This is a genomic window from Myxococcus virescens (genome assembly GCF_900101905.1).
GTDB lineage: Bacteria > Myxococcota > Myxococcia > Myxococcales > Myxococcaceae > Myxococcus > Myxococcus virescens.
Map to the genome: position 1 here is coordinate 1 of NZ_FNAJ01000014.1, position 25,964 is coordinate 25,964.

The 25,964-nt window shown below is 63.1% G+C and carries 17 protein-coding genes and 3 pseudogenes; 6 read left to right on the top strand and 14 right to left on the bottom strand.

Annotated features, from left to right (window positions below; translation table 11 throughout):
- A partial coding sequence (locus BLU09_RS29330; RefSeq protein WP_143043213.1) for a transposase occupies positions 1–241 on the top strand: 241 nt, incomplete at its 5' end.
- Between the two features lie 89 nt (positions 242–330).
- Here BLU09_RS29330 and BLU09_RS38390 read toward each other — a convergent pair.
- Positions 331–1,044, bottom strand: a complete 714-nt coding sequence (locus BLU09_RS38390; RefSeq protein ID WP_167371180.1) for a nucleotide-binding protein — start codon at positions 1,042–1,044, stop codon at positions 331–333.
- A gap of 1,777 nt (positions 1,045–2,821) precedes the next feature.
- Here BLU09_RS38390 and BLU09_RS29335 point away from each other — a divergent pair.
- On the top strand, positions 2,822–3,994 hold the full coding sequence (locus BLU09_RS29335) for an HTH domain-containing protein (RefSeq protein WP_143043215.1): 1,173 nt from the start codon (positions 2,822–2,824) through the stop codon (positions 3,992–3,994).
- Between the two features lie 491 nt (positions 3,995–4,485).
- Here the strand turns inward: BLU09_RS29335 and BLU09_RS29345 are convergent, their stop codons facing one another.
- The gene (locus tag BLU09_RS29345) at positions 4,486–6,837 is read right to left on the bottom strand and encodes an RCC1 domain-containing protein (protein ID WP_244172108.1); all 2,352 of its coding nucleotides are present in this window, start codon (positions 6,835–6,837) and stop codon (positions 4,486–4,488) included.
- A 409-nt stretch (positions 6,838–7,246) separates the two neighbouring features.
- Positions 7,247–7,513, bottom strand: coding sequence for a hypothetical protein (locus BLU09_RS29350; protein ID WP_143043216.1), 267 nt, complete (start codon positions 7,511–7,513; stop codon positions 7,247–7,249).
- Here BLU09_RS29350 and BLU09_RS29355 point away from each other — a divergent pair.
- Positions 7,512–7,982, top strand: a complete 471-nt coding sequence (locus BLU09_RS29355) for a hypothetical protein (protein ID WP_143043217.1) — start codon at positions 7,512–7,514, stop codon at positions 7,980–7,982. The genes BLU09_RS29350 and BLU09_RS29355 overlap by 2 nt on opposite strands.
- Positions 7,983–8,455: 473 nt before the next feature.
- Positions 8,456–9,835, top strand: a complete 1,380-nt coding sequence (locus tag BLU09_RS38395) for a hypothetical protein (RefSeq protein WP_143043218.1) — start codon at positions 8,456–8,458, stop codon at positions 9,833–9,835.
- A 343-nt stretch (positions 9,836–10,178) separates the two neighbouring features.
- Here BLU09_RS38395 and BLU09_RS29360 read toward each other — a convergent pair.
- The 5 genes and pseudogenes from BLU09_RS29360 to BLU09_RS29385 form a co-directional block, all read right to left on the bottom strand.
- Positions 10,179–11,315: pseudogene (locus BLU09_RS29360) on the bottom strand (IS701 family transposase); the annotation flags it as partial.
- 1,176 nt (positions 11,316–12,491) lie between these two features.
- Positions 12,492–12,836, bottom strand: coding sequence for a hypothetical protein (locus BLU09_RS29370; RefSeq protein WP_090493290.1), 345 nt, complete (start codon positions 12,834–12,836; stop codon positions 12,492–12,494).
- 196 nt (positions 12,837–13,032) lie between these two features.
- On the bottom strand, positions 13,033–13,647 hold the full coding sequence (locus tag BLU09_RS29375) for a hypothetical protein (protein ID WP_143043219.1): 615 nt from the start codon (positions 13,645–13,647) through the stop codon (positions 13,033–13,035).
- Between the two features lie 159 nt (positions 13,648–13,806).
- Positions 13,807–15,075 carry an AbiJ-related protein gene (locus tag BLU09_RS29380; RefSeq protein ID WP_244172109.1) on the bottom strand — a complete coding sequence of 423 codons (1,269 nt, stop codon included), beginning with the start codon at positions 15,073–15,075 and terminating at the stop codon, positions 13,807–13,809.
- A gap of 267 nt (positions 15,076–15,342) precedes the next feature.
- A pseudogene (locus BLU09_RS29385) lies at positions 15,343–15,605 on the bottom strand (transposase); the annotation flags it as partial.
- A gap of 1,000 nt (positions 15,606–16,605) precedes the next feature.
- On the opposite strand from BLU09_RS29385, the pseudogene BLU09_RS29390 reads away from it, so the two are divergent.
- Positions 16,606–16,818: pseudogene (locus BLU09_RS29390) on the top strand (IS21-like element ISGau7 family transposase); the annotation flags it as partial.
- 67 nt (positions 16,819–16,885) lie between these two features.
- Here the strand turns inward: BLU09_RS29390 and BLU09_RS29395 are convergent.
- Positions 16,886–17,686 (bottom strand): pirin family protein, encoded by an 801-nt coding sequence (locus BLU09_RS29395; protein WP_090493298.1) that lies wholly within the window; start codon positions 17,684–17,686, stop codon positions 16,886–16,888.
- A 68-nt stretch (positions 17,687–17,754) separates the two neighbouring features.
- On the opposite strand from BLU09_RS29395, the gene BLU09_RS29400 reads away from it, so the two are divergent.
- On the top strand, positions 17,755–18,588 hold the full coding sequence (locus BLU09_RS29400) for a LysR family transcriptional regulator (RefSeq protein WP_090493300.1): 834 nt from the start codon (positions 17,755–17,757) through the stop codon (positions 18,586–18,588).
- A gap of 1,545 nt (positions 18,589–20,133) precedes the next feature.
- Here the strand turns inward: BLU09_RS29400 and rlmN are convergent.
- From rlmN to BLU09_RS29425, 5 genes are all read right to left on the bottom strand, one after another.
- Positions 20,134–21,243, bottom strand: a complete 1,110-nt coding sequence (gene rlmN, locus BLU09_RS29405; RefSeq protein ID WP_090493302.1) for a 23S rRNA (adenine(2503)-C(2))-methyltransferase RlmN — start codon at positions 21,241–21,243, stop codon at positions 20,134–20,136.
- Between the two features lie 45 nt (positions 21,244–21,288).
- Positions 21,289–21,453, bottom strand: a complete 165-nt coding sequence (locus tag BLU09_RS38925) for a P-loop NTPase family protein (protein ID WP_167371182.1) — start codon at positions 21,451–21,453, stop codon at positions 21,289–21,291.
- Positions 21,450–21,818, bottom strand: a complete 369-nt coding sequence (locus BLU09_RS29410; RefSeq protein WP_090493304.1) for a hypothetical protein — start codon at positions 21,816–21,818, stop codon at positions 21,450–21,452. Before BLU09_RS29410 ends, BLU09_RS38925 begins: the two co-directional genes overlap by 4 nt.
- Positions 21,819–23,101: 1,283 nt before the next feature.
- On the bottom strand, positions 23,102–24,502 hold the full coding sequence (locus BLU09_RS29420; RefSeq protein WP_090493308.1) for a family 2B encapsulin nanocompartment shell protein: 1,401 nt from the start codon (positions 24,500–24,502) through the stop codon (positions 23,102–23,104).
- 41 nt (positions 24,503–24,543) lie between these two features.
- A complete protein-coding gene (locus tag BLU09_RS29425; protein ID WP_090493310.1) occupies positions 24,544–25,941 on the bottom strand; it encodes a family 2B encapsulin nanocompartment shell protein in 1,398 nt (465 codons plus the stop codon).
- Between the last annotated feature and the right edge of the window lie 23 nt (positions 25,942–25,964).

The following is a 25,964-nucleotide window of genomic DNA, read 5'->3' on the forward strand; positions in this document are numbered from 1 at the left end:
CATTGCTCAGACGACGGACACTCGACGCCGCTCGGCCATCGACAGGCGAACGACGAGGTCCGCCGGATACGCCCTCAGCCAGCGGATACGGAAACGAATAGAAGAAGTCTGGGGCTGGATGAAGACGGTGGGCGGCTTCCGCAAGACGCGTTTCAAAGGCAGGGAGCGGACGGAGATGGCGGCCTACCTGGTGGGCGCCGCGTACAACCTGGTGCGGATGGCGCGGCTGGCTGCCGCATAGGCGCTCTTCGCCCTCCGCCTCCCCCCGATGACAAGGTTGAGAGCGGAGGACACGAGAAGCCCGGTCTCATGCCCACAAACCGGACTTCTTCAACAGCCTGCTAGACAGTTCCCGAATGCAACTCGGTCGCGCAAGACTACCCCGAAGACATCAACCCCGCATTCGCTCGCAGCTTCACGAAGCGCAGCGATTCGTCGAGGACTTGTGCGTGGCTGCTCGTTTGCGATGACGACCTTGCTGACAAGATTGGGGTTCTTCCTGAGCCCCAGGGCAATCAACGCACGAGCATCATCCACCGCCCTCGCAGACTCCGAGGCTGTCGAACAAGGAATCAGCACGGTGTCGGCCCAAAGCATGGCAGCGTACTGAACCTCCAGTATTCTCGGACAGTCGACGATGACGAGCGAGTACCCCGAAGTCAGTTCAGCAAACTCCGGAGATGCAAGCATCCGATCTCTGATGGTTATTGAGGCTGGCCCTACGAATCCGCTGTTCTCCGTGCGAGTCGTCCAATGCTGAATCGTATTCGGGTACTTCATTGGCTCGCCAAACGGAATGACGGCAGGCTGGAGCCCCACAAGCAAAACTCGCTCACCGCGCAAGTGCATCTCGCATGCGATTAAGATGGCTAGCGTGCTTCGACCGATGCCACCTTTCATCCCTGCGACTGCGATGACCTCGGCACGTTGGCCGAGGGCCTTCTCGTGTCGTCGAAGCAGTACGCGCCTAGCGGCACAGTAACTCTCTCCAGTGGCGCGAACGCGCTCCCGGATGCTCATCTTAAACTTCTTGGACTCCGTCACGGCGGTCTCCATCGTGCCGCACCGAGAAATGACCTCCGCTCACTCCCGGACGGCATACGAGGAAGACGGCCGCCGACCCGAGGAAATGAATCCCCTTTGCCCCAACAAGCCGCTTCGCGGAGGGAAGCGAACGGAGTCAGGCGGTGGGTCACCGCACAGGCTCTACCGTATTGAGCGGCCTCCACGGGTGTCAAGACCATCTCGTGTCTTTGCCTCGCGGTCTCCCTCGCCAGGACTCAGCAAGGGCGACAGCGGTGGAGCCGGGTGCCTACTCACTGCGCCTCCCACAACGCCTCCGCAGGCTATCGGGCAGCTCTGCCATTCCATCCGCGGCGCCGAGTACACTCCAGCCCGTCTTCCCCCAACACCTTGCCGCCCCCTTTTAAGGAGACATCAATGCGAGTTGTACTTCTCACCGCGCTCCTCCTCGCCGCCTGCTCAACAGGAGAGCGAGGCCCAGAAGGCCCTCCCGGACCTCAAGGCCCTGCTGGAGGTCCGCAGGGGCCTCCGGGTCTCCGCGGAGAGCCCGGCAGCACGGGGCCACAAGGCCCTCCTGGCCCCCAAGGCCCACCTGGACTGGATGGTCGGGGGCCCCAAATCTGTTCGCCAGGGAAGGCGTTCTGCAATGACAACACGCTATGGTATTGCACTCTGTCAGGCACGGATGGGGTCTTCCCTAACGAGTGTGGCGGCGGGAGCGACAATAATCCCATCTCCTGCCATCCCAATTGCGGTCCAGGCGGCGCGTGTTGTCGCCATGCGAAGCCCACCGTCAAATATAATTTTAGCGCGCCGCCCGTTTCCGGGGAAATATTTGGCAGTCCCGCGTTGGTGAGCGGCGCATCCTGCATTGCTGACGCGTCCCTATATGTAAGCATTCCCCTCCCAGGCGCCACTACCGCATGTCCCACGACAGCGGCGGGGCACGTTACTGTCTCACTCATCAGAGCCACAGTTCCTAGAGGTGATACGGTCACTCTCCCGCATCCAGGCGCCACTCTATACGCCAGCGTTAGCGGGGTGGTATGCACCACCTGGAGGGGCACGCTCACATGGCACAATGACGCTCCGTCGTGGCGAGTCACCATCAATGCAACCTGCACCGAGACAGGAAAGACGAACGTCACCCTTCAGGGAGATCTGAGCGGCGACGCGTAGACGCGTGCCACCATGGCGAGCGGGGAGGACACCACCCGGATGTGGCAGGTCGCAGCATGCGCTAGAGGTACGGCCCGCGACTGCCAAGGCGTGGTGTCCCCCCTGTGCCGACCCCAAGTTCGGTCGTTGCGCCATGGGTGCGCAGTAGCCCTCGCGGCAGTGCGTCAAGGCGAGTGAGCGAGGCGCCCGTCCGAGGCGACGACTTCCCAGACACAGGGGGCACGTCCACGACCTCACCCACCAGAATCATCTCCCGCGGCGGCAAGGCCTTTCGCACCATGGGCTGGACGTCGTCAGAGATGACCTGGATGACCGACCGGATGGAGAAGTACTGCGGTTTCTGCGTTCCAAGTCCCCGCTGCATGCGCCCTCCCTCGCGTCGGGCGCCACACCCGACTTATGGGCTTCTGTGTGCCAGGTAGGGCTGACATGCCGTGGCACGATGGGTCCCCAATGACCACAGCCCTCCAACCCGTGAAGTAGAGAGCGGGAGCTCGCATAAAAGAAAGTTCCTCCCACTACTTACACTAGGGCTCCGGACCAGCAGGGAGCTGCAGCAATTCACCTCCTCGTGCGCTGCCAGTCCTGGCTATGCCCCTGATATACTCATGCCCTCTGCATGAAACCCAAATCCCCGCCCCCCAACCTGCGAAATCAAGCCTATCAGCCAAACACGGCAAAGCTCGATCCTGCACGTCCGTTTCCATCCGATCAACTCCCCCAACTCAAAGAGTATGGCGTTCGCTTTCTGGGCACCCCTGTTCCTGTGCTCGACCCGCCGATGCTGTTGATTGACGCGAACCGTGTACTCTCGACCATCTGGACAAAGGCTCGATACACGAGCGTCGAGACTCGTACGCCCCTGGAAGAGGCCGTCGCGGCTGGCGTAGTTCAGGTGTTCGCCCCTCCTGAGCTTCTTCGGGAGGTCGACGACGAACACCTCAGCCGCTACCAGCCTTCCACGAAGAAGCCGCTGCCATTTCAGCGTGTCCAGGAGGCGAGGCGATTGCTACTCAGTAGCATCCAAATCGTCGAGCCGCCAGATGTCACCTCGCCGGCCATCGAGCGGCTTCGTGCCAGGGACCCCAAAGATGTTTCATATGCCCAGCTCTTCGAGCACCTCAAGCTTGACTCAGTGCTCTCGCGAGATGCCGACTGGGAGGTCACGGGTTATCACATCGTCAAGGCCGATGACCACGACCTGCTCGCGACGCTGAAGAAGTATGCACGCACTGTCACTGAGGAAATTGGCCGATTCAATGTACTGACTACTGGAACCTTTTTCATGGTTGAAGCGGTCAAGGGCGCATGGAACTTCCTAGGCCGTGCGCCACCGGCGCTCCGTTGGCTCGGACGGGGAGCTATGCTTGCCGTCTTAGCGAACCCTGGGCTTTACCAAGCCGTGCTGCCAAAATTTGTCGAGTTTTGCGAGCAACTCCAAGAAAACAGCCGAGAGCGCGCCCAAGCTCAACAGCTCATTGAGCGCGACATTAAGCCGAATCCTCGCCGATTGAGCATCACGGACCACGCATTGCGCGTGCTTGTAAAATCCAGTGAGCCGCTTAAACTACCTGAGATCACGCAGCGAGTCCGTACGGCAGGAGCCGTTAGCCAAAACAAGGACCTGGGGAGCTATCTACGCCGGCAGATGAAACACGACGGGAGGTTCGTTGAACACTCCGACGGCCGGTGGTCGGCGCGCGATGCCGCCTCATCCGAGGCATCCCCGGCGCTGCGTCCGCATGTCCTCTTTACACAGGGGCTCCTCCAGAGCTGGCGAGTCAAAGAGTGACGCTCCAACGCTCGTTTTAGGGCCGCCTGCCCCACTTAGCCTTCTCAGAGTTCGAACGCCGCATCATGCGTGCCTCCGACCACTTCAGGCAATGCGTCAAGGCGAGTGAGCGAGGCACGCGAGGTCATCGTTCTGTCTATGGCGTCGGGGGCTTGGTACCATGCAGAGACCATGAGGCGCGCGGCGCACCCCGGCATTGACAGCATCACTGTCACGGACATGCCCGAAACCAGGTGGGGCGTTTCTCCCATGACCAGGAATGGAGCACTCAGGCTCTACGTCGCGGCCTACAGAATTGTCTAGGGTGGCACCAGGACCTGCTCCATCTCCGTCTTCATCTGTTCGAAGAACTGGTGCCCCCCCGGGAGTTACGTACAGCGAGCTTTGAGTTGGGGAAACCGTTACCAGCCAAGATAATTGAGTGGCTGGCGGCTGCATCAGCCTGCAGCGGCGCAGACGGCTGCTCCGCTGCAAGCTGTCCCCTTCCGAAACTAAAAGCCTTGCACCCGCCCTGGCGTTGAGCGGTACGTCTCTGGCGCCTCGCCCAGTTCGCCATGGGCGTTGAGGCCCCAGGCCCAGACGGTGCCGTCCGACCTCATCGCCAGAGTGTGAAGGCTATGAGTGGAGACGGCGACCACTCCAGTGAGGTTCTGCGCCTTCACCGGCACAAAACTGTTCGTCCACGCCCCGTCACCCAACTGACCGTAGGTGTTGCTGCCCCAGCTCCAGACGGTGCCGTCCGACTTCAACGCCACGGAGTGGCCAGCGCCACCAGCTACAGTCAATACCCCGGTGAGTTCCTGTACTTGAACCGGTGCGGAGCGATTCGTCGTCGCCCCATCGCCCAACTGGCCGTAATTGTTCCAACCCCAGGCCCAGACGGTGCCGTCCGACCTCAACGCCACGTTGTGGTAGTAACCAACGGCGACGGCAGTCACCCCGGTGAGGCCCTGTACTTGAACTGGCGTGAGGCGGTCCGTTGTCGTCCCGTCACCCAGCTGACCATCCTCGTTCCAGCCCCAGGCCCAGACGGTGCCGTCCGACTTCACCGCTACGGTGTGGTACGAGGTTGCCGCGACGGCGACCACGCCGGTGAGGCCCTTCACCTGCACCGGCGTAAGGCGGCCCGTCGTCGTCCCGTCGCCCAGTTGGCCTTTTTCGTTCCAGCCCCAGGCCCAGACGGTGCCGTCCGACTTTACTGCTACGGTGTGGCCCCCCACAGCAACGGCGACTACGCCGGTGAGGCCCTGTACTTGAGCCGGCGTGGCTCGATTCGTCGTCGTCCCGTCGCCCAGCGCGCCGTTGCCGTTGTAGCCCCAGGTCCAGACGGTGCCGTCCGCTTTCAGCGCTGCGGAGTGGGAGCTATTGCCCGCAGCGACGGCGGCCACGCCCGTGAGGCCATGCACCTGCACCGGCGTAAAGCGGGCCGTCGTCGTCCCGTCGCCCAGTTGGCCATATTCGTTCCGGCCCCAGGCCCAGAGGGTACCATCCTCCTTCAAGAAGAACGAAGTGCACCAGCCACCCGACACGGCGGCGCTGCAGACGGCGCCGCCCTGGAGGGCGAAGACATAGGATGCGGAGAGGCCTAGCGCGTTGGTGACGGTGGCCGTCACCGTGGGAAGGCTTCCCTCGGTGACGCAGAAAGGAGCCGTCCAGAGGACTTCGCTGGTCGTGGCGGTGCTGGTGGGGGTGCCCAGGGTGCCAGTGCTAGTGGCCCAGGTGAAGGTGAGAGCGCTGCCCTGCGCATCCTTCGCCCTCGCGCGGAAGACGACGGTGCCGCCAACCGCCGGCATTGAGGCAACGGACTGGAAGGACTCCACCACCTCGGGCGGAAAGCGCGCGCTGCCGGGCGAGGAGGAGACGTAAATGGTGAGGCTGCCCTGGCCCTGGCCGCCCCGTCCGTCTCTCGCTATCACTGTGAGTTTGCACGTGCCGCCCGAGGGCACCCCCGAAGGCGTGAAGCTGGCGGTGGCGGAGTTGGCATCGGCCCAGGTGCCGGCGCAGCTGGCAGTCCACTGGTAGCTGAGGGCGTCCCCGTCGGAGTCACTGGCGGAGGCCATCACCTGGGTGGCCTGGCCGACAGCAACGGAGGAAGGCAGGGCCGTCACCCTGGCCACGATGGGCCAGGTGTTGAAGGAGACGTTAACGGCGGCCTGCCCGATGCCGGTGCTCACTGTGACGGTGGCGCTCAGCGAGGTGCTGGCGCCCTTGGAGTCCGTAACGGTAAGCATCAGCACCACCTGGCCCGGCGTGGCTGGGGCCGTCCAGGTGCTGGTGAGGCTGGATGGGGCGCTGAAGCTGCCAGTGCTGGCCGTCCAGGCGATGGTGAGGGTGTCCTCGGCATTCGGGTCGTCCGCGGTGGCGTAGAGGGCCACTTGGCCGCCCGGGGAGACGGTGCCGAGGCTGACCACCAGGGAGAGAATGCGCGGCGCGGCGTTGTCGAAGGGAGGAGGCGCATTCACCTCCTGCATCAGCAGGGTGACGGCCGCCGTCTGGCCGGCCTGGATGGTTACGGACGTCACCTCGCCTGAGTAGCGCACCGTGTTGGAGGAGTCGAAGGCCTGCGCGCTGAAGTGGCGTCCAGGGCCAGCGGGCAGTTGGCCTAGCACCCCACCCCACTGCTCGCCCGTCTTCACCAGTGCATCCGTGCGCGTCGTCATGCCCGCCCCGGACACCGTGAGTTCCACGCGCGTGACATCATTGGCACTCAGTGCCCACGGCACCGTCACCACGACCTGCGCGCTGCCCTCTGGCGCCAGCCGTGTTTGCGCCTCGCACCCGGCCAGCACCAGCACCAGGCCCAGGGCCAGCAACACCAGCCCACTTCGACTTCCACTCTGCATGGACTTCTCCCGTGCGTGGGACTTGAAGGGGCTCTCACCTCCAGTGCCTTCTGCGCCCACGCGGACAGAAGCACTCTTCACGGGGGAGAAGGGGGCGCAACTCTAGAAGAAGTGCCGTGCGATGCACTCCTGAGTCATCTGTGGACCGGGGAGGTCCCTCAGGACTCTTCGCCTGCTTTACCTTTTTGCTGCTCTTGAGAGCGCTGATGCAATGACATACCCTTGTGCCCCACATTAGCCGGACCCAGGTGGGAAATATTACAGACATAGCACTATCACGCAGCACCTATGCATGCTCAACTTCGACCGCTGCGTCAGGTGAGGGCCAAGAGCTTTGGCACGCCAAGGCGAGTGAGCGAGGCGCGTAGGCTTTGCGCGTCCCTGCTCAGCGATAAGCTTGACATCATCGTCATGCCAATAGCCGCGCTAGGTCGATGTGAAGAAGCGTGTCCGCAGGCATCTCCACCTTCGCGGTTTGTGCTGCGCGGAAGGCAGCGCCCACAATGCCGATGTCCGGATCCGCGCGAACACGGCCATCCAGCCAGTAGCGGCTCTCCGTCTTCACACGCAGGAGGCTCTGCACCCAGCCGGCGAGCATCGGCATCTGCTCCTCGACGTTGGAGCGTGGCAGCTTCGCGCCGCGCGCCAGCACCGTGCTGGTGAAGCCGGACGACATGGTGCAGGAGGTGGCCGCGGAGGCCTGGGCGCGTCTGTCCTCGGGCGCAGGCACCAAAGGCCCTCGTCTTTATTCCTGGGCGCGCATGCGGCTCAACCGTCACCTGGGCCTGTCGCGGTGGCTGCTGTTTCGTCGAAGCGTCGCGGATGGGAAGGTGGCCTTCTACATCGCGCATGCCCGGCGCAATGCCGCCCTGGAGTCGCTGGTGCGCGCGGCCGGCAGCCGGTGGGCGGTGGAGGAGGACTTCGCGTCCGCCAAGGGCGAGGTGGGCCTGGCCGACTACGAGGTGCGCACGTGGACGGCCTGGCACCGGCACATGACTCTGTGCCTGGTTGCTCACGTCTTCCTTGCCGCCGCACGTGCCATGGCCAACCTCCCACCCCAGGAGGGCATGCCCTCAAAAGCTCTCGGCCTGCCGCGGCTAAGAAACCCCATGCGCGCGTTTCTCGCCTGGCGCGGCCTGCACTGACTGCCGCCCTCGTTCGCTACTCCGTCCAGGAAGTGCGAAGGCTTCTGGTTGCGATTCTGCGGCATGCGGCGGCTCCGCTTGCTCATGCCCTGGCGTGAAATCGCTGGCGACGCCACCACCAAGTCGTGGCCATGCAGTGCCATTACCGGGCCCGAAAGGCGCGGTTCAAACTGCAGATGTAGGATTAATCGGTCGTGCCGCTCGTCACCGCGCACATCTCGTCCGCCTTCAAGCGATCCGGCACGTCGTTGGCCCGACGGTTACCGTTCCATCACCCTCGGGAACGTGACGTTCCCGCCTGCTGAGCAAGCCCGGGCGCGCGAGTAGTGACGCCCCCGCTCCGGTAGCTCGGTGGGCATCCGCTCCGGTACCTCGCGCCTACAAGTCGGCTGACACCTTGGTGGCGATTACAACCCCATTGACATAGACTACAACCCCATTGACGTTCACTCACAGGAGGAGGGCTTAAACACATGTTGACCGACTGGAGTTCCGACTGGAGTTCCGACAACCCCATATTTCAGGAGAAGCGAAAGCAAATCGAGATACATATAAACACATACGGCTTAGATCTGGTTGGACCAGGCGACATTTTCGACCCTAAATACGAAGAAAAGTTCATCCCAGCAGTACACGAAGGGTTCGCAAAGGGTCAAAAAGAAATTCTAACCGGACTAATAGAAATCGAAAAGGACCGATCGTCGCTCAAAAGAAGCAAATCCTCAAAGAACAGAGCTGCCGAGAGGAAAATCATTCACTCGCTTGAGCGCTTGAATGAATCCGAGGCAATTCTACGCAAGTTGGCCGACACAATCGCGTGGCAACTTATAGGAAATCAACTATGGCTTGCGCGGCGCCTGAACACAGATGACTCGTCCCCATCGTTAATTCACTCAAATGTAGAATCCTATATTTCATTCGCTGATTGGTTCAATGCAGATAACCCCCGGGGATTTGCCCTTATCAGTGATTTGACGTCTTTTGTTCGCCTGGGAGACATTCTTGCCCGAGACGGAGATGAGCGCGCACTGCATGTGATTGAGCTTAAGGAGGGAAAGGTAAACGAAGAGCTACTGCCTCTGGCTCAGTTCGCAGTAAGAACGAATTGCGAACACTTCATTGCGGAAGTTGAGAAAAAAGAGCCACCTAGAAAGTTCGAGCAATTTAAGAGACTCCTCAAGCAGGCCGAACGCCTGAATCGGACACAAGAACTCATCAAGACAGGCGCTGGCCACGATGCTCGTGGCGATTTAGTTCGCCTTTCAAAGGAAGTTCTGGAGGAGCGCCTTTATGAAGGCCAATTGGCCTGTTTGATTGAGCGATCTAAGTCATTAAATTGGGCAATCGAGATTGTTGAAAAGTGCTTGTATTTGGGTGTTTATCGTGGTCCTTTTTGTGACGGACGAGCATTTGATCTGTGGTTGAGGGAAGTGGAATTAGACGGCCCGGCCTCGGATCTCCGGTCTGCGTTATTTGTCCCGTTGGCCACCCCAATGTATTTATTCCCGACGCTCGCGCCCCACTGTAACGACATATACAGCGGGCACATTCGCGTGCTCATGTGTCTTTCTCTGTCCCATTTTGCGGCTCTTGCAGAGGCCCATGAGATGAAGGTCAACTGGGTGGATCCTAAAAATGGCACTGACCTCAATCCCAGCCATCTTGGACATCTGCTGTCGAACAAGGAGGGGAATGTAATGACATTGACTTTCGATGGCTTCGCGGGCAATGTCGGCACGGGAGTGGTTGCGAGAATGTTCTATAATTTCACAACACCAACAAGTGTGCTGGAAATGCTTAAGTCCAATCTGATCCTTTCGAAGAATTCTGTTGGAGTTGACTTGCCGAAATAGTCGCACCGATGGAGGCTCCGGGCTGAGGCAGCCCCTCATTTAGCAAGCTGGCGAGGAGGGATTGGTAGGCTGTTTAGTCCTGCAGATGCAGTTTGAGTCGTGCTCCTCGGGCTCTGTAGTGACACTGCATGGCGACGGCTTGGTGGTGGCGTCGCCATCGACTCCTGGCCAGGACGTGCGCAAGAGGCTCCGCCACACGCCGAAGAATCGCCATCAGAAGCCCTCGCACTTCTTGGACTGAGTAGCGGACAAGGGCTGTCAGTGAAGGCCACGCCGGGCGCGAAACGCGCGCATGGGGTTTCGTCGCGACGGCAGGCCGAACGCTTTGGGGCAGGCCCTCCTGGGGCCGCAGGTTGGCCATGGCACGTGCAGCGGCAAGGAAGACGTGTGCCACCAGACACAGCGTCATGTGCCGGTGCCAGGCCGTCCAGGTGCACACCTCGTAGTCCGCCAAGCCCACTTCACCCTTGGCGGACTCGAAGTCCTCCTCCACCGCCCACCGGCTGCCGGCCGCGCGCACCAGCGACTCCAGGGCGGCATTGCGCCGGGCGTGGGCCACGTAGAAGGCTACTTTCCTGTCCGCGAGGCTTCTGCGAAACAGCAGCCACCGCGACAGGCCCAGGTGCCGGTTGAGCCGCATGCGCGCCCAGTCGTAGAGGCGCGGCCCCTTCGAGCCTGTCCCCGCGGACAGTCGCACCCAGCCCTCTGGCGCGACTTCCTTCACCATGTCGCCCGGCTTCACCTGGTAGAAGCCGCGCCAGACGTGTGTGTTGGAGGCCACCGCCAGCACGTAGGGCTGGTGCAAGCCTTCGAGGAAGCGGCGCAGCGTGCTGTCGCGTCCATAGACTTCGTTCCCCACCACCCACGCGGGCTTCAGTCCCGCGCCCAGCGCCCGTTGCAGCATGCCTTGCGAGAGGGCCGGTTTGGATTCGAAGCCCACCTCGTCCGGAATGCCTCCTGCTTCGCGGCGGGCGGCGACCTCCGTCCACGGCTCCGGCAGGTACAGCTCCCGGTCCACCAGTGCATGCCCCAGCGGTGTCACGTACGAGAGGAAGACGCCCACTTGCGCGTTCTCCACCTTGCCCGCCGTGCCCGTGTACTGGCGCGCCACGCCCACGGACTTCTCTCCCTTCTTCAGGAAGCCCGTCTCGTCCACCTCCAGAATGCCGCCTTCGCCCAGCGCCCGGCGCGCGTACTCCAGCACGTCGTCTCGTACCGCATCCACGTCCCACTTCGCACGCAACAGCAGGTGTTGGAAGGCACAGGGCGCTCGGTGTCCCGCGTCCTCCGACAGGCCCCACGCATTCTTGCGCTGCGCCCGTCCCAGCAGCGCTTTCACATATTCGACTGCGGTGGCATGCGCCTCGCGTCGGCAGAAGTGCGGCTGCAGCCAGGCGCCTACGGCATCCAACTCCGTCGTGAGACGGCCAACCAGCCGGACTTCCGGTGCCTGCGCTTCCGTGGTCGATGGATGCTGCATGGGAAGTCTCGCTCCTCCCCCTCCTGTTGCTTCAACAGAGGGAAGACTGCGGAGTCTTCCGAACTACAACTGTAGGATTAGGGGGGCGTCCTGTTCGACTGCACCCAGCCGCCGCAAGAGGGACAGCGATAACCGTTCGCGACGTACATGTTATCCCACGTCGAAAACTCACGAGTCTTGTTGCGGACCCGGAACCCAGCCCGCCCACACACCGTCTCATCTTCTCCGCTGCGTATGAAATGCAGGGGTTCCGGCTGCTTCTTATTCCCCATGGTGCACATCCTCTCAATCAGCCCGCCTCGTCGCCAACCGCGGCTGTACGTCTCTCCGCATTACGGTACGTCGCATCCCTATCTGTATCCAGAGTGCGCACACCTGCCCCCTCAGCGAAACTCTCACAGGCAACACCTCTCCCGCTCCGCACGCGGTACAACCCCGGCGCCGCCCCCCGTTCGAGGACGAAGGACTCCACCGTCAGCTCCCGCCGGCCGGCGTCCTCCTGCTCCACATCCCGCGTCAACCGCAACCGCATGGGGCGCCACCGTCAACAGTAGGCGTCGGGTGCACGGATGAGGGCAATCACCCAGGGGAGGTAGGTGTCGGTACTGAACGCGGTGGACATACGCCCGGGCGTCCACAGCGCCCCTGCTCGTCCAGCGGATGGTTGTGCCTCCTAAACCCGTCGCTGCGTCATGAGCGCGTCAAGGCTAACCCGGCAGTGCGTCAATGAGGGTGAGAGAGGAACGCACGAGGCTCCGTGCTGGCAAGGCGGAGAAATCACCAAGGGCGTAGCGCTGCCTTGTGGTTCGGGCGTCTGCCCTCCGCTGCACACTCAAATCACGAGGCATTGGGGACGCAGCAGAGGCGAGCGCCTGGTCGAACTGGGCGGCCCTACCCCTCAAGGCCAGCCGCGTGTCCCAGGCGAGCAGATAGCGGCGCAAGGTCCCATGCCCAACGACGCCGAGCCCTCTCATGAGAGGGGTACGCAACCGATGAGGGGATCGCCCAGACATTGGGGCAACTTTCCCGTCGACATTAGACCAACCATGCGCAGTTGACTCCTGCACCACGCCGGATTGTTGAGATAGCAGGTTGGCCGTAATCAGGCCGCCTGATTCGCCAGCATTAACTCCTCCCGTCGAGTCTCTCACACGTTCTGGCTCAGAGCGCCGCCACCTACCTCTTGGCGACTTGCCCTGGCGTCCGTTCGTAGTCCTCGGCAGTGATACGTCGGACGTGAATCCACGTCTTTTGGAATGGCACTGGCTGGTCGTCACTCCGCTTTTTGGTGGTGCGCATATAGAGGTATTCACGGTCAACCACCCGAAAGGGCGCAGCCGTTCCATAGTAAAATGCTTGCTCGGCAGTGTCGTCCGTCTCACTCCTCGGCAGGATGATGATGTCTCCGATGTTGGGCAGTGACTCGTCAGGCGATAGCAAGGCGATGCACCTGGGCTTGTAGCCGAACCCCGGTCTACTTAGCCCGTCCGCAACTTCGTAAACCTCCACGAGTTCCTTCATGACGTCCTCCTCCAGACGTGCCGGATTCAACCGGCATCACAGCATCGCATATTCAACGCCCAATGCTATTCGGAAGTCCCCGCGCCTTACCAGCGAGCACAGAGCCAGCGACCTATTCGTCCGCATGTAGGGACGCGCTGGCCGTGGTTGAGCAGCAGCGACACGCGCCCCAAAGCTGGAAACGGTGGCCCTGGCTTCAGCAGCCAAGCCTTCCGGGACCGGAAGTAGCACAGCAGCCGATTCCCGAAGGGAAGTTGTCTGGAGGGGCCGATCTGTCCTGCAGGTACTTCTTGTAGACGCAGAGGAAGTCCTCCACCTCTGCCGGGGAGAGTTGCTGAAGCGGCGCAGGGAGTTCGTGCATTTGGAGAATATCCTTCGACAAGTTCAACCTGCCGCCCGCGATGTTCCGGTTCAGGGCCTCCGCCCCCTTCCTCGTCCCTGCATGCAGGTAGACCGCCGTCGGCGGCTTCTTCAGGCGCATTCCGAGCCGGAGGGCTGTGTCGTAGATGGCCATCTCGGCGAACCCCGCCACAGCACAGCTGGCCACAATCCTGTGCAGATCATCGAATGTCGTGGCGCTCTGAATCCTGTCGATTCTGGTGAGCAACTTTGCACTCACCGCTTCAAGAACATCGTCAGGAATCCTCCTCTGATGAATGTGCTTCTTCCATCTCGGATGAGCAGCCGTAGCGGCCCGCCGGATGGCCTCCTCCAAGGTCCCTGCTGTGACGCATAGTTCGATAGAGCCGTCGCGATAATGCGCACGCGTGCTCTTGAAATTCCCAATCAGTGATTCCAGCGTCGCAGCCATCGTTTGTCTCCCGAGTTGCCCCCCTGTGCCTTTCCCAAACTCGGACGCCGCGCCATACGTGCACCACTGCCACACTTAACAGCGCGTCAAGGCGAGTGACGAGGCGCATCCTCCAAGGCGACAACTTCCCTGACACAGGGGGGACACCCCAGGCAGTTCTCACTTGGACTCCTCGGCTTCTATGCCGTGGCGCCGAAACAAGAGGCGGAAAAAACCTCTTACAATATTTCTTCCTGATTCCCCCTCCAACTCCTTCCCGCCAAACCGATAGACCTCATAACCAGAAAGACGTAGGTCGCGATCTGCTGCGACCATTTCAGCATACTTCGACGCACTAGCCCTTCCTTGAGGGTCGCAATAGTGCCCCACCCCATCAACCTCGATTACAACACGAACGCTCTGGGAGAACAGCATCAGAAAATCCATTCGTTGCCTAAGAAGCGCGTCCCTTCCTCTTTGCGAAACCGTCAACGGGTCGTAGTACAACCATACCTCTGGAAGCAATGCAGGCAACTCGTCGAACGACTTCTGAAAAGTCGAAAAAAACTCCTCAAACAGTAGTCGTTGTGGTGGCGAGCTTTTCGGCAGTGAACTCCTAAGACGCCGAAAAAGGCTCACACTTGTCGTGCGAGCCTCAGGCTCTAGACCATGAGCAGCAGCCCACCACTCCTGAAGATGCCTCCAGAGGAAGCCAGTCGGCGGGATCGGGCGATCATAAACAAGCACCTTGTCTGCAAATCGCACAATCTCGATATCGCCATTAATGGCATCGGAGAATCTCAAATCCGGCTTCGCCTGTGAAGCAAATATAATTCGCTTAGGCCGCCCTCCGACTCCACCATTCGCGCGCATCAATGAATATAGCGCCCGTCCTGCATCCTGGTCTGTCGCTTGCAGTTCCCAGCCGGATTTTCGTAACTCCGCCCCCAGCGCATCAACATACTTCTTTTGTTCTTCTTCGCCTCTAACTGATGGATGAACCATCCGTTCAATGAGTACTCGAAAGCGCCTATCCGACACTCCCAACACTCCACATCGCTCAAAAACCCCCTGAACGTCCTGAAGTTCAGACTCCGACAAAGTCGCATTGCGCAGGAATTCATCCAGTTGAATTACCTCTCCGACAACCTTGTTCAACCCTAGCTTTCCCCACGGCGCGGGAAGAGAACTGAGAGTTGAAAGAAGGTTTCGGCGCGTTAGCTCCGAAAACTCTACCGACTCTTCTTGAGCAGCCCACACAAGTTCCTCAAGGCGATAGGTCCAGAACTGGTCCAACACCCGCTTCGCGATTGACAACACCGATTCACGGTCATGAGGAAGCCAGCTTCGAACAGTGGCCCACTTGCTGTTGTAAACCAGACCAGCGTTCGGGTCTGGCACAACCATTCCAAGCGCCATGCAGACAGGAGCTAGGTCATCGCTCTTCACATGTTCCTGAAGCGCCCGCCCAATCGCGTCCCGCAAGTCCTTCGTGCTTGGATTCTGGCTCACAGCCCACAATGTAGGTGAACCAAGACCAGCCGGGCAAGCGAGCGCCTGTCGTGGGTCACCTAGTCTTCACCATCCGGTACATCCCGTTGAGGGGCACCCACGACTGCCCGGTCAAGTCCCGAATCGTGTGTAGGTGGTCCGGAGGGGTTTGGGGGAGGGAGGCCCGTTGGCGGCATCAAGCAGCGGCGGTGTCAGGGGTTGAATTCAGAGGGACATGTCGACGTGGCGGCGGTCATCCCAGACGCCGGTGACGCCGAGGGCGACGGCAGTGATGAGGCCCAGGGCGCTGGCGCGCTCCGGGAAAGCGCCGACGCCGCGGATGCTGCGCTTCAGCTCGCCGTGGAGTCGCTTGAGGCCATTGGTACCGCGAAGGCGCTTCCAGTGGGCCTTGGGAAGGAGAAGAAGCAGGTGGCGGCGGCGAAGCCCTGGCGCAGACACTCCATGGCCTCGGGCAACTGGCGCCCCAGCTCTTCTTGGAGGGCCTGTGCCTACCCAAAATTCGGGCGCCGAGCCATGCGGAGCATCAAGGCCACGTTCGACAGTACGTCAGGGCGAGTGAGCGCGACGCGTAGGGGACCGAGGCCATCGAGTGCCTGTAGCGGTGAAGGGCGAGGTGGAGCACCAGGGGCGGCAGCGGGGCGTACCAATCTGCTGCTGCGCGCGGCTTGGCTCGACACGGCCTGGCAAGGCCTGCCCTCGCAGGCCGTGGACCGCCCGCCGGGCGGGCCGCGATTGACCGCGGGAACTCCAGGCCAAGGCCTCGCGCATCCCAGGTCCCGCGCGCGCCTCGAAGCATGCGACTTTCACCCACCTCCGCGCGTCGCCCGCGAACTCACGCGCGTCGCCGCCCAGCACTCTCTGTGAAGCGGGCGCCTAGAGGAGCAGAACCATGGACGGGAGGTCACCACCATGTAGTTTGCGGACGTTCAATCGGTCCCCGATTGAAGGGGGCCCCCAGCCCCTTCTTTGAAACCGCTGGATATCACTCGGTTTTTCGGCCCTCAGAGAGTTTGAGTCCTCTCAGAGAATCGCCGAGAACGAGTTCGCGCAGGGCTTCATTCGGGGAGCTGCTTGAAAGGCCCTACCAACTGGTAGGGCCTTTTTGTTTGACACGGGCCTCGCGATGAATGTCGCGAGGCCTTCGTGCTTAACACTACTGCGTTACGGTACGCCCAAGGGGAGAGGGCGGCGGAGGGCTGGGCAAGCAGGCCGTCATTGCATTGGGCGCCATCCGCCCCACTCATGAAGGAGGTATGGACTCCTTCATGAATGCCGCTGCGGTGCAGCGGCTTGAGAGGTACCTCCAGCAAATCAGTGACGTCCTCAGGGAAGAGAGTCGGCGCGGCTCGTTTGCCCTTTACGCCTCAGTGGTCACCCAAAACCGGCCAATGAAGGTCGCCTGAAAACCGGCCAATGGGGAGGGCCGAGACGTTGACGCCCGGGTATGACGTGGAGTCCGCCCGGGGGATGGGCAACGTCTTGAGCGACGAGAAGAAGCAGCAGGTCATCGCCCTGGGGCGGTTGGGTTGGCGCCTGAGACGCATCGAGGATGCGACGGGGGTGCGCCGTGAGACGGCCAGCGGCTACCTGAAGGCCGCGGGCGTGGGCATCCGTCCACCGCGCCGGTGGGGCAAGTCAAGACCGGCCAATGAGGGGACCACCGACTCCATGCCGCGCAGCCGAGCCGGAGTCCGGCACGTATCGGCGAGCACCACTCCGTGAACGCTCACGTCCTGCCAACTGCGAGTCAGGCGATGTCGAGCCAGAGCGCGGCGCCTGCGATATCGGCGGAGAGGTCGACCGCCCCGCCTTCGACCACCAGCCCCTCCCCCATCTCCAGGCGAATGGCTCGGGCCGGGTCTCCCGAGGCGACGACGTGGAGCGGACTCGTCATCGCGAGCAGATAGCCTCGCCGCTGTGGCGCCGTGGAGAGTCGTTCGATGGTCCCCGGTTCGAGATCGTGCCACCAGACGCGCGCGTCGGCGCGCAAGGGCATCTCGGCGTCACCGGCGAGGAGATGTCGTCCTCGTTCAGCGAAGCTGCGATGAAAGTAAGCGGGCGTCCCTCCGCGAGAGGTCGGCTCGAACCAGATCTGCAGCATGCGCGTGGGAGCGTCGGTGTCGTTGCCCTCGGCATGCACCATGCCGTCGCGCGCGGAGATCAACTGCGCCGAGCGCGCGCTGACCGTCGCGCCGTGGGCCTGGTCTCCGTGATGCGAGAGGTCTCCGTTCAGCACGATGCTGAGGATCTCCATCTCGCGGTGAGGATGCAGCGGGAAGCGCGAGCGGGGCGAGAAGGTGGCGTCCGCCAGCACCAGCAGAGAGCCGAGTGGGTGGCCTTCTCCAGCCCGCGCGCCGACGGTGGCCACGAAGTGATCGCGCAGGGTGAGCCACGACAACGTGGTGGTGGGGAGCGAGTCGAGGGCGCGATGTTTGAGGTTGGGCACAGCTTCTCCGCGAGACCGGGTGCGCGAGCAGGCACTCGCGAACAGCGCGCTTCCCCCGAGGAGGAAGGTGCGTCGCGTGGCCAATCGCAGTCCGAGCGTCATGCCCCTCTTCGTACCGGCGAGCCATCCGGTTTGACAACTGCGCGCACATGCACAATTCATGTGCGCACATGCACATCACTTGGGACGAGTTGCAGACGATCGAAGCGCTGGTTCGGCTCGAAAACCTCGAGGCCGCAGCGCGTGAACTGTCGCTCCGTCACTCCTCGGTCTCCAGGCGCATCGCAGGGCTAGAGTCGCGCCTCGGCGCTGCGCTCTTCGTACGAGGGCCACGCCTCACGCCAACGGAGCTCGCACGACAAGTGGCGAAACGCGCCGAGGCCATGCGTGACGTCGCAGCGAACATCGAGTCCGCGCTGCGCGCACACCAACGGCGTCGAGCGAACCGCCTGGTCATCACCACCAATGACGTCCTAGCGCCGCTCCTCTTCCAAGCGCTCGCCAACGACGCCGCCTCGCAAGCGAGGGTTGAAGTGCTCATCAGCGACACCGAGCTGTCCCTCGGCGCTGGGGAGGTCGACCTCGCGCTTCGCCCCTCGCAAGACCCGAGCGGAGTACTGATGGGAAAGCGGCTAGGGGCGCTACGGTTGGGCGTCTATCGAGCACCCGAGGCGCAACCGGGCTGGGTGATGCCGAGCGCGTCGCTGCGAGCGCGGTTGTCCATGCGCTGGTGGCGACATGTGCCCGAGGACGACGGCGCAGCCGTCACCTGCAGCTCGCTGCTCGGCGTGCGAGACGCCTGCCGTGCGGGCTTCGGGCGCGCTGTCCTCCCGTGCTTTCTTGCCCAACACGACGCGGCCCTTCGGTTGGAACATGAGCTGGAGGGTGGGCCTCCTCTCTGGCTGCTGTCTTCGGCGTCGCAGAAGGCAGATCGTCAACTCCGGGCGGTGTGCAATGCGCTCTTTGCCACGCTCCGCACCATCGATGGAGTGTTCCACACGTAGGCCGAGAGAACGCCGAGGGAGCCTGCGCGCAGCGTCAGTCCACCTTGACGCCGAAGCATGCCTCGACCGGCGACGAACAAGTTCAGCGTAAAGCGGACATGCTCTGCCCCCGCCTTCATTGGGGGCCCTACACTCAGGAGGCCCATTCGAAGTCCCGTGCATGAAATGACGCGTTCGCTGACGCCCGCGTGGCACTGGACCCGAATTTCCGGTAGCCACAGGGGATCTTGAGAGTTCCCACGTCGTCCATCTGGTGTACCCAGACAAGCTCGGAATGAAGCGCGGCGAACCGATGCAGGGGCAATGTGGTGGCCCAGGATATGAGCAATGTTTCTTCGGAGCTTGCATCATTCACATCCGCGTTGACTGGGACAATCAGGACTGGGCGACGCGAATTGCAGAGAGGCGTGGCGTGAAGCCAGATAGCGATCTACTCTCATCAACACATGAATTGCGCCCACGAAATTGACTGAGCAACCGTCAATGTCAAATATGGAGGCAAGGCCTTTGCTGACCATGTCGCGACACTGGTTGAAAGCTATCGGCAACACTCCTCGCCAACGTGCCGCAGCTCTTGCACTCACCTGCATATACGGATGCACGGTTCCCTCTGTGAGAGCCCCTGTCCCCAACGACATTCAGAACGAGGAGGTCAGCAGCGAATGCCAGAGGGCTCGCACCATCTTCAAAATCGATGCCGAGCGACATAACAACTGCGTAGAAGACGACGACTGCCACACAGAAGACCTCCGCGTGTTCCCCCAAGGATGTTGCTTTTCAACGTCATGGACTTGGCGCCAGCGCAGGGAAAGCCGTGCTCTTCTCAATACGGCCTACATCCAATGCGGCGGTGTGGCGGACTATTACTGCCCCAGGTCATGTACTGCCGCATGCATCGAAGGGAGATGCGTTGGCAGGATTAAACATCCAGACGAAGCACCACCCGCCCCGTAGATACTGCTCGCAGCTCGTTTGTTCATGAGATGCGCCCACGAAAATTGACCATGTAATTTCTGGGCGCGCCTCCCGACACAGCCACGTCCCCCTGTTCGGAAACCACATCAGGCGATTCACACGCCAGATGTGGTTCTTTCTCCACCTCGGGGCTCTATTGAGCACCTCTTCCACCGGCTGGACACTCCGGTTGCCCGCTACACCCACCCAAACATGGTCGCCGCGTCACTCGCGTGGCAAGGCCAGCCCGCCAGTGCGTCAATACCAGTGAGCGAGGCGCGCACGAGGCCGTCGAGTTCCTGTGCGGGTGAAGCGGGGTGGAATCACCAAGGGCACAGCACAGCCTCGGGGGACAGGTGCCTGCCCTCTACCGCTCGCCCAACCCCCGAGGCTTCGGGGAGAGGAGTGCGAAGGCGAGCGCCTCGCCGAGCAGGGCGCCTGCCCCTCAGGTCGACGGACCGAGCTCCAAGCCGCGCCAGCTCCCCCCATGATGTTTCTCGTGTTTTCCATCGCAGTCTCTAGAGAGAACCACTGAGAACCCGGCCTCAGCGACCTCGGGGGGACGACGGAGCCGCACTGAGCCAGCCGCAGTCATCCACGCGGGTCGCCGGAGGGGCGGCGTCGACCGAGGCGGACCAGCGATTCAGCGCGCAACTGACCGCACGCCGCGTCTATGTCTGCCCCGAACTGCTGTCGTCGCGTCGCCCCGACACCCAGGCGATGCAACCGCGCCACGAAGTCGTCGACCTTCGAGGACGCTGGGGCCCGGAACGACGGGTCTGCCCCGAAGGCCGCATTGTAGCGGATGACACTGACGTGAAAGAGCTCAGGCCTGGATCGCCGCTGCACGAGTCGCGCGAGCGCAACGAGATGTGCCTCGGAATCGTTGATACCTTCGATCAGCAGATACGCCAAGTAGGTCTTCCGCCGTGCGCGCAGAACATGTCGATCCAGGATCGCGAGATTCTCCTCGAGGGGGTACCGACGCTCGAGCGGAATAAGCTGTGCGCGTTGCTCGGGGAACGGAGAATGAACCGAGAGCGTAAGGGTGACCTGCGGGTGCTCCTCGGTGAGCGTCGCAAGGGCCGGCGCGAGGCCAACCGTCGAGACGGTGATTCGACGCGGTGACAGCCCACCATAGCCCGGCGCCGTGAGCACGCTCAGCGCAGTGAGCACGTTCGGGTTGGCGAGAGCCTCGCCCATCCCCATGAACGCGACGCTTTTCGGAGCGCCGCCCGGCTCCAAACTCCAGCGCTGGTGCACGACTTGAGCGCAAATCTCGTCGACGCTCAGGTTGCGCTCGAGCCCCAAGGCGCCCGTGGCGCAGAACGAACAAGCGAGACCGCAGCCTGCCTGAGTGGACACGCAGACCGAGGACCAGCCAGCGCGGTAGCGCGAGAGAACTGTCTCGACACGCGCACCAGTTCGCGTGCGGAAGAGCACCTTCTCAACCTGCTCTCCCGTACGCACTGCTTCGACATCGAGGGGAAGGACGGTCAGCCCGAAGCGGGCGACGAGCTGTTGCCGGAGGTCGCTCGGCAGGTCGCGGACCTCGTGGAAACTCTGGGCGCCGCGCTGAAATGCCGTCACCAACTGGTGGTAACGATACAGAGGCGCACCGAGCCCGCGCAGGAAGGAGTGAACCTCGGCGAGGATCCCCGGAGGAGGGTGTGGGAGTTCGTTTACGGTGCTGCGATGCATGGCAATGACTCCTGAAGGGACGTTGGTTTTGGAGGGAGGAAGCGCTCACAAGGCGGTGCCGTATTCCACTCGCAGCGACCGCGTCGTGACGTGAGCGGCGAAGATGTCGTCGTGGGCGACCAACACCCCGGCCCCCGGACATGCCTCGAGCGCCGCCTCCAGTCGCTCGCCGCTCGGTAGGTCCAGATGGTTCGTCGGTTCGACCATCACCAGCGCCCAGACCTGCTCAGCAAGAGCCCCAGCGAGGTCTGCCAGCGATTCCGTTCGCCGGACGGGAGCATCGACCCGTGTTCGAGATCGCTGGGGTCGAGCGCGAGGCGTCCGCGCAGCGCGGCCGCGACGCCGTCGTCCCGTGCAGCAAGAGCGTCGATGCCTTCGTGCTCCGGTGTGAAGACGACGGTGCCTTCGTGCGGGGCCCGCTGCCCAGCGAGGCTCGAGAGCAGCGTGGCCTTGCTGGCGCCGTAGGCGCCGGCGAGCCCAGAGAAGCCACTGCCAAGCGTGAGGGAAACCGAGTCGAAAATGGGAGCGGACGCCACCCAAGCGGCGCTGCCCCCGTGCAGTCGCAGCACGGACACGAATCACTCCAAACCCAAGGGCGCACGGCTTCCGTGCGCGGTTCGTTCGAGAGGACGACGTGCGTCCTCGAAGCGGATGGGGTTCGGGTGACCTAGGCCATAATGGCGCCGGCCGGACCAGCGCATGCGCTGTATAGCACACGACCTACGGATTCCAGCCCATTGCCTGCGACCACTCGACGACATCCCACCGGGTCGGCCTGTTTGGCGCGCCCCTGCGCGCTGGCTGCAGGCGCGGCGGTCCGCACAAGGCCACCAGCGCGTAGCCTGAAGGGATGCCCCCGGCAGGCATGCCCGGTCGGGGTTGCTTCAGCCAGGGCGGTCTACAGACAGGGCCGGACACGCGGGAGCCGGTGCTGCCCGTTCATTGGGAGTGCAGAACGCGGAGTTTGCCTGGGACGACCTGGGCGCAGCACTCCGGCGCTTCAAGCACGACTTGCGGCAGCTTCTTGAGTTGAAAGGCCCGCCCATGTTGCCAGCGGAGTGGAAGAAGCGTTTTTCAGAACGGGTGTGACAGAAGTGCATCGTCGAGCCGCCAACCTGTCCGAACTGGACGGGGCAACTCCAGGGGTCTCCACGCGCCAGCAGGCGGGTCGCGCGGGCTGCTCCCCTGTCAGGGAGAGGTCATCCATGGACTTGCTCAGGCTGCTGAGCTTGTCCAGGGCGGAGAGCGGGAGGGGTAGGAAATGCCGTCTGACCTGAGACGTATCATGGGAGCAGACATGACGCGTCATGATGCGCCGCTGACGTGTCAATGACGGGTACACGCAGCCTCTCCAGCGCGGCGCGCGCACACCGTCCTTGGCCAGCCAGAGCTGGCGCAGCGGCGAATACGACTGTCTGCAGGAATGCTTCGCGCCCGCCACGCCCATGGCGACTCAACTGGCACTGCTGGTGGGCGTGAAGTCCCAGAGACGGGGACGGGCTGTGACACGTAGCTGCAACTGCTCATCGGCGCCGGCGCGCCGAGTGTCGAGCTACACCAACGTCCCCAGGCACGGGGCTTCCGCACGCGGGTGAAGGTACGCAAAGGTGAAGCCGCCAAGGCATACCACCACTCCGATGGCAATCCCGACGATGACGGCCAGCATGGTGCGGGAAGCGAAGGGCACGCGGGTCGACCGACATGGCATGGCGAACCAGCGCGGGAGAAGATTCAGGAGCCTCCACCGCTCGACAGCCGGGTACACGCAGGGCCTGCGCCCGGTTCCACCAAAGAAAACGGGCCCGATGCGATGGACGCACCGGGCCCGCCCTCCTGCTTCACGACGCGAACAAGCGCCTCAGCCGCCGAGCGCCACGTTCTCCAGGACGCCCAGCGCGTCGGGGACGAGCACGGCGGCGGAGTAGTAGGTGCTCACCAGGTACTGGGTGAGGGCCTGGTCGTTGATGGCCATGCGCTTCACGGTGAGGCTCGGCTCCACCTCGTCGGGGATGCCCGCGTTGTGCAGGCCCACCACGCCCTGGTCTTCCTGACCGATGCGCATGGCGATGATGGAGGTGGTGTTCTCCCGGGTGATGGGCAGCTTGTCGCACGGGAGGATGGGCACCCCGCGCCACGCCTGGAACTTCGCCCCGCCCACGTCCACCACCGTCGGGTACAGACCGCGCTTGTTGCACTCCCGGCCGAACGCCGCGATGGCGCGCGGGTGGGCCAGGAAGTAGCGCGTCTTGCGACGGCGCGACACCAGCTCGTCCATGTCGTCCGGCGTCGGGGGCCCCGAGCGGGTGTGGATGCGCTGCTTGAGGTCGGCGTTGTGCAGCAGGCCGAACTCGGGGTTGTTGATGAGCTCCCACTCCTTGCGCTCCTTCAGCGCCTCGATGGTCAGCCGCAACTGCTCCTGCGTCTGGTTCATCGGGTCGTTGAAGATGTCCGACACGCGGGTGTGCACGCGCAGGATGGTCTGCGCCACGCTCAGCTCGTACTCGCGCGGCTTCAGCTCGTAGTCCACGAAGCCGCCGGTGATGATCGGCTCGCCGTGGTGGCCCGCCGTCAGCGGGATGGCCGCCTGGCCCGCCTTGTCCTGGGGCTTCTTCAGGTTCGCCTTGTAGCGCTCCACGTGCGCCTTCAGCGCCGGGGACTGGGTGATGAGGGACTCGAACGTATCCTGCGGCAGCGCCATCACCGTGCAGGCCGTGACGGCCTTGACGGTGAAGGGCCACACGTCGTTCGACTCCACCACCGCCTGGTCGCCGAAGTGGTCGCCGTCCGCCAGCGTCTCCAGCACCACGGGGTCGCCGTACTTGCCGGCCGTCAGCTTCTGCGCCTTGCCGTGGGCGATGAGGATGACGTGCTCGGCGGACCTGCCCGCCTCCACGATGGTGTCCCCCGCCTTGTACTGCTGCTGGGTGAAGCGGCCCGCCAGCGTGCGGATGAGCAGGTCATCCACGTCCTGGAAGCCCCGCATCAGCGGCAGCTTGAGTAGCTCCTGCGGGATGATCTCCACCTTGACGCCGATGTTGCTGAAGTTCAGCCGGTCGTCGCCCACGGTGTACGTCAGCCGCCGGTTCACGCGGTACGTGCCGCCGGACACCTGCACCCAGGGCAGGATGCTCAGCAGGTAGCGGGGCGAGATGCCCTGCATCACCGGCTGCGTCTTGGTGGTCGTCGCGAGCTGGCGGGCGCCGGCCGTGCTCAGGCTGGTGCCTTCGTTCGCCGCCAGGTCCTTGTCTGGATTCGCCATGAGAATGCCTTCCGTTCGGTTGCGAAGTCAGGGGACGACGACTAGGAGCGGCCCAGCTCCACGCTCTCCAGGATGCCCAGCGCGTCCGGCGTGAGCACCGCCGCGGAGAAGTACGCGGTCACCAGGTAGTTCATGATGGCCTTCTCGTTGATGCCCATGAACCGGACGTTGAGGCTGGGCTCGATCTCATCCGGGATGCCCGCCTGGTGCAGGCCCACGACGCCCTGGTTCTTCTCACCCGCGCGCATCAGCATGATGGACGTGGTGCGCGACTCGCTGATGGGCAGCTTGTTGCAGGACACGATGGGGATGCCGCGCCACGCGGGCACCATGTTCCCGTTCATGTCGATGCTGGTGGGGTAGATGCCGCGCTTGTTGCACTCCTGCCCGAACGCGGCGATGGCGCGCGGGTGGGCCAGGAAGAACGACGGCTCCTTCCACACCGTGGCCAGGAGCTCGTCCATGTCGTCCGGCGTCGGCGCGCCAGAGCGGGTGTGGATGCGCTGCTTGAGGTCCGCGTTGTGCAGCAGGCCGAACTCGCGGTTGTTGATGAGCTCGTGCTCCTTGCGCTCCTTCAGCGCCTCCACGGTCAGCCGCAGCTGCTGCTGGGTCTGGTTCATGGGGTCGTTGAAGAGGTCCGCGACGCGCGTGTGGATCTGGAGGACGGTCTGCGCGACGGCCAGCTCGTACTCGCGCGGGTGCGTCTCGTAGTCCACGAAGGTGCCGGGCAGCACCGGCTCGCCGTGGTGGCCGGCGGCCAGCTCGATGGCCTTCTGGCCGGCGGTGTCCTGCTTCTTCTTGGAGCGGGCCTTGAACTTCTCGATGTGCTTCTGCAGCGACGGCACCTGCGCCACCACCGCCTCGAAGGCGGACTGCTGGAGGATGAGCGCGATGACCGGCGTGACGGCCTTGGCCGTGAACTGCCAGTAGTCCTGCGACTCCAGCAGCGCCTGGTAGCTGTAGTGGTCGCCGTCCGCCAGCGTCTCCAGCACCACCGCCTCACCGTACTTGCCGCGGCCGATGCGGTTCACCTTGCCGTGCGCGATGAGGACGATGGAGTCCGCTTCCTTGCCGGCCTCGGTGATGACCTCACCAGCCTTGAACTCCTTCTGCTCGAAGCGGTTGGCCAGCGCGGTGAGCGCGTCCACGTCCTCGTAGCCGCGCAGCAGGGGCAGCTCGCCCAGCTCCTGCGGAATCACCTGCACCTTGGCGCCGGTGCTGGTGAAGGTGACGCGGCCGTCCCCCACCGCGTAGGTCATGCGGCGGTTGACGCGGAACGTACCGCCGGACACCTGCACCCACGGCAGCAGCTTGAGCAGCCACCGCGAGGAGATGCCCTGCATCTGCGGCTCGGACTTGGTCGTCGTCGCCAGCTGACGCGCCGCCTGCGTGCCGAGGCTCTGGTTGTTGTCGTCGAACTTCTTGATGTCGTTGGACATGGTTCACCCCTCTCCAGGTTGAA

Bases quoted from the DNA above. Each gene is read 5' to 3' on its own strand.
- BLU09_RS29370 (WP_090493290.1), bottom strand. From the start codon at position 12,836: ATGAAGGAACTCGTGGAGGTTTACGAAGTTGCGGACGGGCTAAGTAGA.
- BLU09_RS29375 (WP_143043219.1), bottom strand. From the start codon at position 13,647: ATGGCTGCGACGCTGGAATCACTGATTGGGAATTTCAAGAGCACGCGT.
- BLU09_RS29395 (WP_090493298.1), bottom strand. From the start codon at position 17,686: ATGACGCTCGGACTGCGATTGGCCACGCGACGCACCTTCCTCCTCGGG.
- BLU09_RS29420 (WP_090493308.1), bottom strand. From the start codon at position 24,502: ATGGCGAATCCAGACAAGGACCTGGCGGCGAACGAAGGCACCAGCCTG.
- BLU09_RS29350 (WP_143043216.1), bottom strand. From the start codon at position 7,513: ATGTCGTCCGGCTTCACCAGCACGGTGCTGGCGCGCGGCGCGAAGCTG.
- rlmN (WP_090493302.1), bottom strand. From the start codon at position 21,243: ATGCATCGCAGCACCGTAAACGAACTCCCACACCCTCCTCCGGGGATC.
- BLU09_RS29355 (WP_143043217.1), top strand. From the start codon at position 7,512: ATGGTGCAGGAGGTGGCCGCGGAGGCCTGGGCGCGTCTGTCCTCGGGC.
- BLU09_RS29345 (WP_244172108.1), bottom strand. From the start codon at position 6,837: ATGCAGAGTGGAAGTCGAAGTGGGCTGGTGTTGCTGGCCCTGGGCCTG.
- BLU09_RS29425 (WP_090493310.1), bottom strand. From the start codon at position 25,941: ATGTCCAACGACATCAAGAAGTTCGACGACAACAACCAGAGCCTCGGC.
- BLU09_RS38395 (WP_143043218.1), top strand. From the start codon at position 8,456: ATGTTGACCGACTGGAGTTCCGACTGGAGTTCCGACAACCCCATATTT.
- BLU09_RS29400 (WP_090493300.1), top strand. From the start codon at position 17,755: ATGCACATCACTTGGGACGAGTTGCAGACGATCGAAGCGCTGGTTCGG.
- BLU09_RS29335 (WP_143043215.1), top strand. From the start codon at position 2,822: ATGAAACCCAAATCCCCGCCCCCCAACCTGCGAAATCAAGCCTATCAG.